This window comes from Methanosarcina mangrovi, from assembly GCF_052057765.1.
Lineage (GTDB): Archaea > Halobacteriota > Methanosarcinia > Methanosarcinales > Methanosarcinaceae > Methanosarcina.
This window is the reverse complement of record NZ_CP195120.1, coordinates 3,584,763-3,599,183: the sequence shown is the minus strand read 5'-3', so window position 1 is coordinate 3,599,183 and position 14,421 is coordinate 3,584,763. Positions and strand designations below refer to the sequence as shown.

General features: G+C 41.7%; 13 protein-coding genes and 1 pseudogene. 10 read left to right on the top strand and 4 right to left on the bottom strand.

Translation table 11 applies throughout. The features are described from left to right. Positions 1–189: 189 nt before the first annotated feature. Positions 190–567, bottom strand: coding sequence for an ATP-binding cassette domain-containing protein (locus ACSAZL_RS15965; RefSeq protein WP_440945596.1), 378 nt, complete (start codon positions 565–567; stop codon positions 190–192). Positions 568–949: 382 nt separating this feature from the next. Here ACSAZL_RS15965 and tnpA point away from each other — a divergent pair. The 7 genes and pseudogenes from tnpA to frhB all read left to right on the top strand — a co-directional run. Continuing rightward, positions 950–1,413, top strand: a pseudogene (gene tnpA / locus ACSAZL_RS15960) (IS200/IS605 family transposase); the annotation flags it as partial. A 510-nt stretch (positions 1,414–1,923) separates the two neighbouring features. Continuing rightward, complete coding sequence (locus ACSAZL_RS15955) at positions 1,924–2,877, top strand: deoxyhypusine synthase (RefSeq protein ID WP_440945595.1); 954 nt, start codon at positions 1,924–1,926, stop codon at positions 2,875–2,877. Positions 2,878–2,881: 4 nt separating this feature from the next. Further along, a complete protein-coding gene (gene pyrF / locus ACSAZL_RS15950) occupies positions 2,882–3,547 on the top strand; it encodes an orotidine-5'-phosphate decarboxylase (RefSeq protein ID WP_440945594.1) in 666 nt (221 codons plus the stop codon). 799 nt (positions 3,548–4,346) lie between these two features. Further along, the gene (gene frhA, locus ACSAZL_RS15945; RefSeq protein WP_440945593.1) at positions 4,347–5,717 is read left to right on the top strand and encodes a coenzyme F420 hydrogenase subunit alpha; all 1,371 of its coding nucleotides are present in this window, start codon (positions 4,347–4,349) and stop codon (positions 5,715–5,717) included. Between the two features lie 5 nt (positions 5,718–5,722). Next, a complete protein-coding gene (gene frhD, locus ACSAZL_RS15940; RefSeq protein ID WP_440945592.1) occupies positions 5,723–6,202 on the top strand; it encodes a coenzyme F420-reducing hydrogenase, FrhD protein in 480 nt (159 codons plus the stop codon). Continuing rightward, positions 6,189–6,995, top strand: coding sequence for a coenzyme F420 hydrogenase subunit gamma (frhG, locus tag ACSAZL_RS15935; RefSeq protein ID WP_440945591.1), 807 nt, complete (start codon positions 6,189–6,191; stop codon positions 6,993–6,995). The genes frhD and frhG overlap by 14 nt, the downstream gene beginning before the upstream one ends. Before the next feature lie 10 nt (positions 6,996–7,005). After that, positions 7,006–7,881, top strand: a complete 876-nt coding sequence (gene frhB, locus ACSAZL_RS15930) for a coenzyme F420 hydrogenase subunit beta (RefSeq protein WP_440945590.1) — start codon at positions 7,006–7,008, stop codon at positions 7,879–7,881. Positions 7,882–8,352: 471 nt separating this feature from the next. Here the strand turns inward: frhB and ACSAZL_RS15925 are convergent, their stop codons facing one another. Both ACSAZL_RS15925 and ACSAZL_RS15920 read right to left on the bottom strand, forming a co-directional pair. Then, entirely contained in the window at positions 8,353–9,573 is a 1,221-nt protein-coding gene (locus ACSAZL_RS15925) for a hypothetical protein (RefSeq protein WP_440945589.1), read from the bottom strand. Positions 9,574–9,615: 42 nt separating this feature from the next. Further along, a complete protein-coding gene (locus ACSAZL_RS15920; RefSeq protein WP_440945588.1) occupies positions 9,616–10,224 on the bottom strand; it encodes a hypothetical protein in 609 nt (202 codons plus the stop codon). A 317-nt stretch (positions 10,225–10,541) separates the two neighbouring features. On the opposite strand from ACSAZL_RS15920, the gene ACSAZL_RS15915 reads away from it, so the two are divergent. Further along, positions 10,542–10,745: a hypothetical protein gene (locus ACSAZL_RS15915; RefSeq protein ID WP_048065018.1), complete on the top strand. Its 204-nt coding sequence runs from the start codon at positions 10,542–10,544 to the stop codon at positions 10,743–10,745. 881 nt (positions 10,746–11,626) lie between these two features. Here ACSAZL_RS15915 and ACSAZL_RS15910 read toward each other — a convergent pair. Then, entirely contained in the window at positions 11,627–12,484 is an 858-nt protein-coding gene (locus tag ACSAZL_RS15910; protein ID WP_440945587.1) for a hypothetical protein, read from the bottom strand. A gap of 564 nt (positions 12,485–13,048) precedes the next feature. Between ACSAZL_RS15910 and ACSAZL_RS15905 the strand changes: the two genes are divergently transcribed. Beyond that, a complete protein-coding gene (locus ACSAZL_RS15905; RefSeq protein WP_440945586.1) occupies positions 13,049–13,243 on the top strand; it encodes a hypothetical protein in 195 nt (64 codons plus the stop codon). After that, positions 13,233–13,502, top strand: coding sequence for a type II toxin-antitoxin system RelE family toxin (locus tag ACSAZL_RS15900; RefSeq protein ID WP_440945585.1), 270 nt, complete (start codon positions 13,233–13,235; stop codon positions 13,500–13,502). The genes ACSAZL_RS15905 and ACSAZL_RS15900 overlap by 11 nt, the downstream gene beginning before the upstream one ends. Positions 13,503–14,421: the final 919 nt, after the last annotated feature.

Here is a 14,421-nt window from a genome sequence, read left to right as displayed (position 1 = left end):
TATTTCGGGGCTTGCCTTCTGAAAAATCCTCTTTTAATCTTCGTGCCGGTTTCCTACAGTCACAATTTCAATACCGCCCCTTTCCCATTCGGTATCATGTGAAATTACAAAGAGGGTCCAGTGGTCATGTTTAAGGAAGTGGTCAACAACCTTTTTTTAAGCCCTGCATCGAGAGCCGAGGTTGCCTCGTCAAGCAGGAAAATCTCTCTCAAGCAGTAGGGCTATCAGGATCCCTATCCTCTGTTTTTCTCCTCCGGAAAGGGTTTCAAAATCTTTCTCCAGGATGTCTTTTTCAAGTTCGAGTTCCCTCATCAGGATCCGGAGTTTTTCAGGGACTATTTTTTCCCTATTAGGCCTGTAAGAACGAACTTCTTCAAGCAGGTTCTTAACAGGGCCTTCGCCGAGGTCCGTGTCCTGGGAAACATAGGCTACTTCTTTTCGGACCTGCCAGGCTACCTGAGGGTTTAGAGACTCTCCCATGTAATAGACTGAGCCTTCTGAAAGCTTTTCAAACCCCAGGAGTATTTTGAACAAGGTTGATTTGCCGGTTCCTGATTTTCCTTTCATCAGAATTTTTTTTCCTTTCGGAATGCAAAGAGAAAAATTAGAAAGTACTTTCTTGCTTCCGAAATGTATGCCAGAATTTTCATACCTTATTATTTCATCCTGCATTTTTGTCCCTGAGCTCCGCACTCTATTAATATATTTCTTCTATGTTTCTTATATTTCTTGCAGGTATTTCCTGCAGCTTTTTGCTTTTTTCTTTACTGCTATGGGAGCGCGGAGGGTCACGAATGCCCAGACTTTCAAGTCTGGGATGAAGTGAACCCTCGCAGGTTTTTGGATATACCCCTTAAAAATCTAAAATCGTCACTTTTTTCAATATAATGTTTTTTGACACCATAGCCACAGGGGGTTGCAGCCACCTATGGCTAGGATGTGATAAGCATTGGAATTGCGTAGTTTTAGCCATGGGGCTATGGTCAGATCACCTACCACATCGTATTGGCGCCTAAGTACAGATTCAAAATATTCTACAACAAGAAAGTTAAAAAGGATTGCGAATCAATCCTCAAAAACATTTGTACTGAGAAAGGATATAGAATACATGCCATGGAAGTAGTAGAAGATCATGTGCACTTGTTTGTGGAATTCCATCCAAGCACCTCACTATCCAAGGTAATTCAACACCTAAAAGGAGGAAGTTCTTACAGATTATTTAAGCTTCATCCTGAATTAAGGGAAAAATACTGGGGTGGAAGTTTATGGTCAAGTGGCAAGTTCTATAGATCAATTGGGAATGTAACTGCTGACACAATCAGGCATTATATTAACGAATCCCAAGGAAAACCAAAAAAAGAGATTAGATCTAATAGAATAAAGAAATCTGGACAATTGAAACTAACCGATTTCGAACTTCCCCAGAAATCGGCGGACGGCCCGAAGCATACCCTACCTTTTAAGGTAGGGTGGCCGTCCGCAATTTGATTTTTATAGAAGCTTCTTTCCTGCAGCCCTATAAGAGAAAGTTTATCTATACAGAAGTGTTCACATAAATCAATTCATATAAGCAGTTCCATACAATTACGTGCAGGATAGATAAACTTAAAATAAAATGCTACAAATGGCATGCTGATCTCAATGATACATGCCAGTCTTATTTACAGGCATCAATTATAAACATCAATTATAAACATCAATTATAAACATCGACTATAAACATCAATTGTAAGCATCAATTATAAGCATCAGTTATAAGCTTCTAACTTCACTGACCTTCTTACAACTGAGTACTTACTACAGAACACCCACGCATTAATATAATTACATTTTAATATATCTGCGTTTTAACATAATTTCTCTTCAATATATTTATGGTTTTCATGCAACGTCTTATAATCTTGTAATCTATGAGGAAAAGAAATGGACTTTGAAGCTTCTGCTAAAGATCTTACAACTCCGGTCAAAGGGGCAAAGATAGTTCCGAATATGACCGTAGACGAGCTTGTGAGGGAGTACGCCGGCTGTGCTTTTGGAGCAGGCAGGCTGGCTGAAGCCGTGGACATCTATTATGAGATGCTGGCTTCTGAAAAAACTACGAAGTTTTTCGGGCTTGCAGGGGCGATGACACCTGCAGGTATGAGGAATGTTGTTGCAGACCTGATCCGCGACGGACATATCGATGTGCTTGTCACAACCGGTGCCAATATGGTGCACGACACGGTCGAGGCTCTCGGCCTTCACCACTATAAAGGTTCGGACTGCGCAAACGATATCCAGCTCAGGCATGAATGTATCGACAGGATCTATGATGTTTACCTCCCTGACCAGCACTTCACTGACCTTGAAGAGTTTTTACAGAGCGTCTATGCAGGGCTTCCGCAGGAAAAGCTCTCTATCAGGCAGGTACTTACCGAGATCGGGAAGAATCTGGACGATGACTCTTCCATCCTTAAGACCGCAGCCGAAATGGGCGTGCCTGTCTACTGCCCCGCCCTTCAGGACTCGGTTATAGGGCTTCAGGCCTGGCTCTATAAGGAAGGAAACCCTCTGCATGTGGATGCTTTTGCGGACATGCACGAGTTCATGGAAATCTGCTATGAGGCTGAAAGTGCAGGCGCTATGCTGCTTGGAGGGGGCGTTCCCAAAAACTACATCCTTCAGTCCATGCTTGTAACTCCCAAGTCCTTTGATTACGCAATCCAGCTGACAATGGACCGCCCGGAAACGGGAGGGCTTAGCGGGGCAACCCTTGACGAAGCCCAGTCCTGGGGAAAAGTCGGGGAAGATGCAAAATCAGTAACCGTGTACGCAGATGCAACTATTACTCTCCCACTTATCGTTTCCGCTGTGCGGACGCGCCTTTCAAAGAGGTGATCTGATGGAAAGGAATACCTGTATGATCCTTGCCCTGGACGTAACCGACAGGGAAGAAGCGCTGAAGATTGCAGAAGACGTCTGGGAATTCGTGGACGCAATAAAAGTAGGCTACCCTCTCATACTTGCCACAGGGCTGGGGATTATCAGGGAACTTGCCGAGTTCGCCCCGGTTATAGCCGATTTCAAGGTTGCCGATATTCCCAATACCAACCGCCTTATCTGCGACCAGGTCTTTGAAGCCGGAGCCGATGCGGTCATCGCACAGGGCTTTACAGGCAGGGATAGCCTTGGTGCCTGCATCGAAATTGCTTCCGAATATCGAAAAGACGTTTTTGTTGTCAGTGAAATGAGCCACCCTGGGGGAGCCGATTTCATGCAGCCTGTGGCAGAATCAATTGCAAAGATGGCGCTTGAAGCAGGAGCATTCGGGCTTGTTGCTCCCGCTACCCGTCCCGAAAGGGTGAAGAAAATCAGGAAGATCATCGGGGATAAACTTACCATCATCTCCCCCGGCGTAGGTGCCCAGGGAGGAAAAGCCTCGGACGTGATTGCTGCAGGGGCAGACTGGGTGATCGTGGGCAGGAGCATCTACAAGGCTGAATCCCCAAAAGAGGCTGCCAGGCAGATTGCCGAGGAAATTCAGGCTGAGCTCCGGGGAGAATACTAAAAGGATATTTTCCTCTGGAAGAGGCAGCTTTTTAAAAATACCCTTCCAATCTCAATTACGTGCCTGTGATGAAAAATCTGGCTGATTCCATGATGAGCCCTATGAGTTCTGAGGCACGAAAATTGTGGGATTCAAGCCAAAATCATTGATTTTGTTGAGCATGTGTACACAGCTGATCCAATAAGCTTATTCAGTTGTTGCAAAAATCACCTTATTTTTGAGAGGGGGGTCGAAATGTGAGATTAATTATATTTTCATGGAGCAATTATTAAAAAAATATACGCAAGAAAACCGATTTATTCCTTAACCGATGGCAATGAATTGAAATTATCTTTCAAGTATCTCTCATAATGATTGTTTTTTACTTAATTTGATATTTGTATATGTGTGAGTTCCTATTAACTACTTTTCTCATAAATTTTAATAAAATGGCTAAATTTAAATGAGTGTATGAATGGATTTTTTTGTAAGAAATTTTTTGAAGGGGCATTTAAGGCAATGGATGACGATAAACTTCAACTCCCATTCTTGCTCCACGACCTCGGTATATTTTTTGAGATTTCAGGCTTCCCTCCCAAAAATTCAGTAATTTTACGGAGGCTGGAAATGATAAGGAAGGTGTGCACTCCATCTGGGGTGAATCATTAGTTGAAGAACTTGATCTGAGTCAGAGTATCCAGAATGTAATATTATAAATCACTATAATCGATTATAATGATATAATCGATTATATCACTATAATCGTGATTTTGGAAGGGGGAAATCCAAGAACACCGAATCGAAAGTGAGGGGGATGCCATTGACAAAAGTTGTAGAGATATCTCCAACCACGAGACATGAAGGCCACTCCAAGCTCACCCTGAAGGTGGATGATCAGGGTATCGTCGAGCGAGGAGATTGGCTCTCCATCACCCCGGTCAGGGGTATTGAGAAGCTCGCCATAGGTAAGACGATGGACCAGGTCCCGAAGATTGCCTCCCGGGTCTGCGGTATCTGTCCCATCGCACACACCCTGGCAGGCGTTGAGGCAATGGAGGCCTCAATCGGCTGCGAGATCCCCAAGGACGCAAAGCTCCTGCGGGTCATTCTACATGCAGCGAACCGTGTCCACAGCCACGCCCTGCATAATATCCTGATCCTCCCGGACTTTTACATCCCCGGGACGGAGACGAAGTTCAACCCGTTCGCCAGGGAGCAGCCTTTCAGGAGCGTTGCTACGAGGATCTTCCGCATCCGTGAGATCGCACAAACTATTGGGTCTGTCGCAGGAGGAGAGGCGATCCACCCCTCCAACCCGAGGGTCGGCGGAATGTACCGCAATGTGAGCCCCCGGGCAAAACAGAAGATGGCCGACCTGGCAAAGGAAGGACTTGTCCTTGCCCACGAGCAGATGGAGTTCATGCTCGAGGTCATCAGGAACATGCAGAACCGGGGGTTTACCGACATCGGAGGCAAGGAAATCCCGATTCCCAGGACACTCGGTTACCACAACCAGGGGATTATGGCCACAGCCCCGATGTACGGCTCATCCAGTCTGGACGAGAGGCCCATGTGGGACTTCGCCCGATGGAAAGATACCCGGCCATGGGACTGGTACATGGATGAGGTTACCATCGATCTTGAAGACCCGAGCTACCCGATCGGCGGCACCACGAAGGTCGGCACTAAAGCCAACCCCAGGATGGAGGCCTGCAACACTGTTCCGACCTACGACGGGCAGCCAGTTGAAGTCGGCCCGAGGGCAAGGCTCTCCACCTTTAAGAACTTCACCGACAAGGGTACTTTCGCCCAGCACATCGCCAGGCAGATGGAGTACACCGACTGCTTCTATACCATCCTCAATTACCTTGACAACCTGGATACCTCGGGAAAGGTCCTAGCCGACCACATCCCCCAGGGAGAAGGGTCCATGGGCTGGGCTGCAAACGAGGCCCCGCGAGGGACCGATGTCCACATCGCACGGGTGAAGGACGGTCGGGTGCTGTGGTACGAGATGCTTGTGCCCACAACCTGGAACCTCCCGACCTGTAGCCGCGCTCTGACGGGAGCGCCCTGGCAGATCGCCGAAATGGTCATTCGGGCCTATGACCCGTGCGTCGCGTGTGCAACCCACATGATCGTAACGGACGAGGAAAACAGGATGGTCGCCCAGAAGCTTATGCAGTGGTGAGGGGAATGGAAACGTTGTACTCCGAGATCGTGGTGGCAGGCTGTGGCAACCCGCTCTATGCGGACGATGGGTTCGGACCTGCAGTCGTGGAGAGTCTCAAGGGCCTCGAGCTCCCAGAGAACGTCACGGTCATTGACGCGGGGCTAGGGGGACCCCATTTCGTTTTTACACTTCTCAATCCCGAATCCACAAAGACTCTTATCATCGTGGACATCGCGGACTTCGGGGGGGAACCCGGCGAACTCAGGTGGCTCGTCGTTGACGAACTCCCCGCTGGGAGCTACCGGGACGCCCACTCCTGGGATCTTACCGAGCCGCTCCAGTACATCAAGGATGATATCCGAATCCGGGTCCTTGCATGCCAGAAGAAGTACGTTTCTACTCCTGAGATGGTCATCGGGATTACAGATGAGGTACAGAAAGCCATTCCAGGTGCTGTATCCGAAATACTGAAGGAAATCGGGATGAATTATGGAACTGCTTAAGAAGGTGGAAGCTACAAAGGAGGCGAAATCAGTGGCAAACAAGATCAAGCTTGGGCATGTACACCTGAGCGGTTGTACCGGCTGCCTCGTGTCTGTGGCCGATAATTACGGGGGACTTCTCAAAATCCTAGACGACTATGCCGACCTTGTCTACTGCCTCACGCTCGTCGACGTCCGGCATATCCCGGAGATGGACGTGGCGCTCGTCGAGGGATCGGTCTGCATCCAGGACCGTGAATCGGTGGAAGATATAAAGGAGACGCGAAGGAAGTCCAGGATCGTGGTGGCCCTCGGCTCCTGCGCAACCTACGGGAACATCACCCGGTTCTGCCGCGGCGGGCAGCACAACCAGCCCCAGCACGAGTCTTACCTCCCAATAGGGGATCTCATCGATGTTGATGTCTACATCCCGGGATGCCCCCCGAGCCCGGAGCTAATAAGGAACGTCACTGTCATGGCGTACCTGCTCCTGGAGGGGAATGAGGAACAGAAGGCCCTTGCGGGCAAGTACTTAAAGCCCCTCATGGCCCTTGCGAAGCGCGGCACAACCGGATGTTTCTGCGACCTGATGAACGACGTGATCAACCAGGGCCTCTGCATAGGCTGCGGTACCTGCGCTGCAGCCTGTCCCGTGCGGGTGATCACCCACGAGTTCGGGAAACCGCAGGGTGACCTTAACCTCTGCGTCAAGTGCGGCTCCTGCTATGGCGCCTGTCCGAGGTCGTTCTTTAACTTCGACGTGATTCCTGAATTCGAGAGCATTAGCGAGCTAATCGCAGACGTGCTTAAGTGAGGTGAGAAAGATGGTTTCAGATCCGTATCTCGGAAAATACACGACCTGCATCTCGGCACGGAGCACGGACAGGGAGATCCTGAAGAAGGCACAGGACGGCGGAATCGCCACCACTCTCATGGTCTATGCCCTCGAAGAGGGGATAATCGACGGGACCATTGTGGCAGGTGAGGGCGACCTGCCCTGGAAGCCCAGGCCATTCGTCGCGATGAGCCGCAAGGATATCCTCAAGGCACAGAAGGCTAAGTACAACATCAGCCCCCAGATCTCCTGGATCAAGGAGGCGACCCGGTCCTTCGGCCTCGACAAGGTCGGGGTCACCGGTGTCTGCTGCCAGATACAGGCGGTCAGGAAGGCCCAGCTATATCCCATCAACATGCGGGACATCCCCGGCAAGATCGCGTTCGTAGTAGGGCTTTTCTGCATGGAGAACTTCCTGTACGATTCCATACAGGCCATTGTCGAGGACCACACGAACCAGAGCCTCAGCTCCGTAGAGAAGATGAGGATCGGGAAGGGTAAGTTCCAGGTCTACACCGAGCGTGGGAACGTAGCCACCGCGCCGCTCCAAGCAACCCATAAATACGGGCAGCCCGGCTGCTACGTCTGTCTCGACTATGTCTCCAACCTCGCCGACATATCGACCGGCTCGGTCGGGAGCCCCGACGGCTGGTCCACGGTCTTCGTCCGCACCAGGGTGGGGAATGACATCTGGTCCAAAGCAGTCGATGCAGGCCTTTTCGAAACAAAGCCCATCGAGGAAGTCAAACCCGGCCTGGAGCTCGTCATGAAGCTTGCAAAGATAAAGCTCGACGGGAACCGGAAGACGCTCGAGGAACGCAGGAATTTCGGAGTTAATAAGGCGTTAAGGGATCCTTACGCCTGAAATTTTCTTTTTTTCGTCATAGAAATTATTCGGGGTTATATTCACCGAATATGAGGATGGGATAGGTTCCCATCTCCAATTTGATTCCATTTATATAATTTGTATCATTTAAGGGCACAATGTCAAAATCTAGTGATAACCATGAAAATCAAAAATCACTAGATTTTGAATATGGCTACAATCCTTTGAACATGAAATATTGACCTGTGCCAGAAGAGCTCGAATATTGATTTTGATCGAAAATTGAATTCTGCTTAGGAATTCAAGATTTCAATCCAAAAATGTAAAAATCACTAGATTTTGGAACTGAGTCCATTTAAGAGCTAAAAAATACAGAAAAATGACAAGCTTTGAAAAAGGTTTGATACTGCAACTCAATCAAAATATACCGATTTTAAATTGATCCTAAATTAATTACTAATGGAATAAGTTGGCAAAGCTGTATGCACTTATTTACTTCTAAACATAACATCAATTATCCATTGTAACGAAAAAATTGCTCATCCTTTCACTTAATGTTTTATACAAATAGTCAAACATTGGTAGTCGATCAAATATGAATCCAAGCATTCCAGGACCTTTAGATTTAACAATAGTGTATAATTTACCGTCAATCCATATTTTGGATTTGAAGTCCATTTCTCTATTGATCGGAATGTGATCTCGATCTTTCATAAAAATTTTGATTTCTGTTTTGTTGTTTGATTTCTCATCCTTTAGATAGTAATACTCTATTAAAGGGCACCATTTAGAATACTCGTTGTTATTACTCGTATAGTTATCATGGACTTCGATTACAACAATTAAAGTGTCAAAATCATTAAAGAATCTTAGTTCATGTTTTAGTTTTGGAAAGCAATAATCTATTGTAGCATCATAAACATTAGGGAATTCGTTAAAAAATATCTTGATATTTTCGAGCACTTCTTCTTGTGTGTTGTGAGACCAACTATAATTACTGCTTGTGGGCCTGTCGAAGTTTTTAGGAATATAAAGCCTGTTAATTTCATTAAAATCATCTAGAGAAGCATTTTCTAAAAAATCAGAAACGAGTTTTAATGGAAAATTTCTTGTGCCCATAATTAAATTTCTAGTATTGAACTGGCAATTCCTAATTCTTTCATTCATTCTTTTATCTATATCTTCTTTTTTTTCTTGATTCAGTTGATGAAGTAGAAATACTGGGTCAATATAAGGAGAAAAAAGAGGATGATATCCTAAGTTTATATTTTCATTATTCAAAACTTCATCTACCCATATTGGGAGGTAGACATAAAAAGAATGTCGAATTTCTCGAATTGTATAACTATTTTTTACTTTTAAACTCAGACATTCATGAAGGTTATCAATAATTCCAAAGATTACTTCACGAAAGAGAGAGATATTGCTCAAAGGTAGTAATTTTTTATCACATATTTCGGTCACTTTTTTAATTACTAATTCTTTTGCATAACTTTCTGGCTGGAAATGAATAGGGTTTGTTGGACCCGTACTTTTTATAACATAGTCTCGTAACTCATCCTTCAACTTATCTGATATTTCCCTAATTTGCAAGTCATTTTTAAAGTAATTAATAGGATAAAGTAAATATGTAATCTGACTTTCGGAATAACTATTGTATGCAATGCCCAATTTCCAACAAGAATCATAATACAGATCTTTTACAATAGAAAAATCTGTATCTAAATACATGTTGAAACTATCCAAAAACTTATGAATGTTTTTGAATTCCTTTCATTCCAATCTAAGAAGAGGATCTGAATTTTCTAAAAGTATTTTATATTTTTCTTGAATATTTTTTATTTCCTCTCTTTGTGAATTAGTAAACATTAGTTTTTTAAGATCCTGAACCTCTTTAGACAGTTCTCTAAGTCCTTGATTTGCTTCTTGCACTCCTTGATTAGTTTCTTGGGATACTTGGTATGTTTTTTGAGTAGTTTCGTTTATTCGTTTTTCTAAGTAAAGCTCAAGATAGTCTCGAAGTTCAGGATTTTTCTCAATTTCAGAATCTATAACTTCAAAAAAAGTATTTAAGATTAAATTTGCGTCTTCTCTAGAGAAATCTTCCTGGCTGAATAAATTAAAAAATTCATCAATTAAAACATTTAAGCAACTAGGCTTATTAGGATTTTTTAAATATTCTTTAATTGCCGTTTCTACTTTTTCCTGATGCAAAAACATATCAATGTTTATTTCATCAAATTTGGGATTCTTATTTGAAAGTTCTTTAATTACTTCATCACATACTTTCCAGTATGTGTCAAAAATTTCATCAGGAATTTTTTTGAAAGAATCGATAAAACAGGCTTTTAAGAATTCTGAAACTAATTCTGAGATTACCATTTATTTTCCCGTTGGTACAACATATTTATTCAATAATTATGAACATGTCATTTATGAATCAATATGAATTAACTCTTTCTATTTTATACTAAATCAGAAATTATAGCATGTCGATTCTACTTTACTTCTTTTTTGCCAGCATCTGCCCGATATCTTCTCCTTTCGTTAGCATACGGGCGTGGAGGGAAGTTTCAGATAAATTAAATTTACTCAAATCAAGCTTGAAAACGCTATTGGAAATATGTCTTAGTAAATCGGAGGAAAATTTAAGCTTCCGGTTAAATAAGGTTATACGGAATTAAGACTAATTGATATTTATGGGATCAACAGCAGAAATCGAGAAGAGACTTATCGAACTCGATAAGGAAATTCATTCCATCCTCAACATGGTTAGAAAAAAAGAAGGAAAAAGCTCAAAGGAAATTGTAGAATCGGCCTGTGGGGCATGGGGTTACGATGTAGAGAGCGAAGAGTTTGTTGACCAGCTGAGGAAATCTTCACGTCTGGATTGGGTAGAATGAAATTTTTTGTAGACACATCGATATTTGTTGACTGTCTTTAAAAAAGAGGTCATTCCGTCTTCCAAAAGCTTTCTGGAACGTATCGGAGATGAATATTCAGGTTATATGTCATCAATTACCGTCGCCGAACTGAGTGTTGGCGCTCACCTTTCAAGATCCCAGGATGCTCTTGAAAAAACATTTTAGGAATAAAGAAGATACAATTTCATGATTTTTGTTCTTGATATTGTCTTCAGCAATGGCTATGAAGTCATTCCCAAAGTAAATATTTGAAATTATATTTTTACCATTCCATAACATCCTTCCAATTCTGATTTTACCTCATTCGATTTTAAAATATTCGCACTTTCTTTATCTAGATTTTTTTAACAAAATATTATAAAAAGAAATTAAGAAGCTAATTAGTAAAGAAGTACATTTTAGTCACTGAAGAATGACTAACAAAACCAGTAAATCCAAACAAGTTAATATTTTCACCCAACTCTCTTTATTCCTTTTGTATTTTTTCATCTAATCTTAGGTAATACTTGCGTTTAATCTCAAAATAAACAATACTGAAAGACGCATTTTACTAAGTGATTCCAAAGTATATTCATAATAATTGACAGTTGAATCTATTCCACAATTACGAATTTCTCAAGAAATAGGGAATTTATTTTGGAGAATCTAGGCACTAACGTTGGAAGTTATGTTTCCAACAAGTCCTTAACCAACAATTAATTTTGAAAGCAATGAAAATATGAGGTTATAACTATCTGAATATGAATCCTAGAACTTTTTATTGTTCATCCTTTACTTTTAATTTATCTCGATAACTGATAAGATACTGTTTGATCAGAAAGTATTGAAGTATAAAATGGATAAGTAATATAATAGCTAATTCATACATTGGTTTTATCTTTGTCTATTTCTTCCATTCTCACATTTATACCATGTTTGGTTTTAAAAAATGACACCTTATAAGTGCAATTTCCAATTTTAAAACCTTCAGTACTCACACCTTCAATTAATGTATGACTGTCATCTCCAAAACGGAATATTTTTGAAAAGGGTATATTCAAATATTCAATCCACAATTCACATTCGCCAGCAAAACTTTCTAAATAATATTCTACACAATCTGGCGCTATAATACTATATTTCTTTGAAATTTTTAAATTGAACTTTTTAATCTTTTTTAATCCATTTGCTTCGATATCATTGTAGATTTGAGGGTTTTTTTCTAACGCTTCAATATGAAAAATATCGTTAAAGCTATAACATTTATCTTCAAATGAAAATATCTTCCGATCACATTTTATCTCAAAATTCTTAGTGTTATATCCTGAAAGTCCAATACTCGCATTAATAATATTAAAATACTTATGATAACCTTCTAATGAACTACACATAAACCATGATTTAACGTCTCCTAAACTGATTTCGTTGATAGTATGAGTAATAATACCGTAATGTTGAGCGGATGTCATTGCAGGTTGTGTAAAACCAGTAGATGAGACTGCAACAACTTTATTAACGTTTAAATTCGCGCATTTCATTACTAGTTGCTCTATCCATGTCACATCTTCTTTATTATTACGATCTCGGCATTCTACAATTATCACAATTGGGATATAACCAAAATCATATTTAATTGATATATCGACCTCACGTGGTTGACCTGTTATTTTATCTATTAAATAGTCTGGAGATTTAATTTCGCATTTTGGGTCTAAAATTAATCTATGTAATAATTCCACAGTTAGTTCAACGTCTCTTCCTTTTCTGGTTATATAAATCAACTCACATTATTATGAAATTATAAGTATTCTGGATAAAGAAATAATAGAAATCATTTTCCTTAATAAATAGTGTTTTATTTGTCGACCAAGTAAAAACTAGTAGTAACTCTTTCATTGAATGTACAGAGGCTGGATCTTCGCCATAAAGAAGTACTACGAAGTTTACGTAGCAGGTACCAAATGAATTAGGGTTTTATGCAACATCTATTTTGGGAATAGCAGGTTCTTTCAGCTCTGTTGGCTATTTCCATGGTATTGTTCCCAGTGTTTTGGAAAAGTTTGAGTTTTAATCCTTTTGGCCTGTATTGTGGCAGTTGCTGACTCTACTTTTCTTCTTTTTGCCAGCAACCGCCTGATATCTGCTCACTTCGTGAGAATGCGGGCGTGGAGGGAAGTTTTAAGATGAGTCCAAAAAAGCTTGTTTTAAGCAGATTGTTAAAGCTGAGAAAGTAAAAGCATGAGTAACTTTATCAGTTTTTCAATTGTCATAATATAAATGCTATAATCGCTATAGTAACTATTATGTCAGAAACTACAACTATACAGATATCTAAAGACACCCGTGATGAGTTAAAAGCCATTGGGAAAATGGGGGATGACTACAATACAGTTATACGAAAATTGATCCATGAACACAACTGCAATAAACTTATAGACGAAGGCGATAGGCTCATAAGAGAACATCGTGATGAGTTCGTGAGCATCGATGAGCTTTAAAGTTCTGATCCACCCTAAGGTCTTCGAAAAGGTTCCTGTAGATCGTAGGGATCAAATAAAAGATGCCCTTCAAGAACTAAAAGACCCCTTGCCAGGGGGAAACAAAAAAGAAGTAAAAGGAAGTCACAAAACTGTCTATCGGCTTCGTGTAGGCGATTTTTGCATTTTATACGAAATTGATTTTGAACGAAGCGAGGTTCTTGTTTTTAATATAATAACGGCTGAACAGGCGCATAAGAAGTACAACCGTTTTAAATAATCCCAAAACGTTTTTTCTCACGATTGAAAAGAGGCAGAAAAATGTGAGAGTTAGAACGTCGAAGACAGAATAAAAAGACATCCAAAGAGGTGAGGGTTCACTTCATCCTCATCATGTACGCTCTCCTTGGGATCCTGGATGTTTTCTCTTCGGGCTACTGGGTTACTATCTCCCTTTCTTCCTGGACTATATGAGCCTCTCACGGCTTCTACTTATCTCTTTTTTGCCAGCAGCCGCCCGATATCTACTCTCTTCGTGGGCATGCGGGCGTGGGGGGACGTTTTAAAATGAATTTTTAAAAAAAATTGAAAACTCTTTCATAATCAACAAGGTGCTATGGGGGGAGTAGAGTTCATCCCGGGATGATGAATCTTAAAGCAAAATAATTTTAGGATTGAACAATCTGTCTCTTGTAATAAATTATTGAGAATGATGTGCTTAAAAGTTATGAAAGAATGATGAACAGTAATTTGGAGAGAGATAAGACGAAAAAAAACATATGGTTCGTGATTGCCTCGTTGAGTTATATTATAGCAATTGGTTTTATTATTGCATATTTTATCGGTGGATACTCTCCCTATATAGTTATAGCTGTGATGTGGGCGTGTATAGGAAGTCTGGATATAGTACTTGGTATACTTAGCAGGAGAAAAGAAAAATGAACGGTGAAAGCGAGACAGGACTAAATAGTCGCTCCAGGGCAGTGTAGCTTTGGTTGAAACTCCATAGATGCTGCGACTTCAGTCGTGGGAGCTGTCACTTCTGAAGCATTCCTGGATAAAATCCATATTGACATTGCTTGCGGATAATAGCCCAGCGATCAACCCTTGAGATTTGAATGAGATTGAGATATTCAAGTAAGAAATTTGGGAACTGGATAGATATTTATTACCTGCAAGCTCATTTTAATACTCTTTAA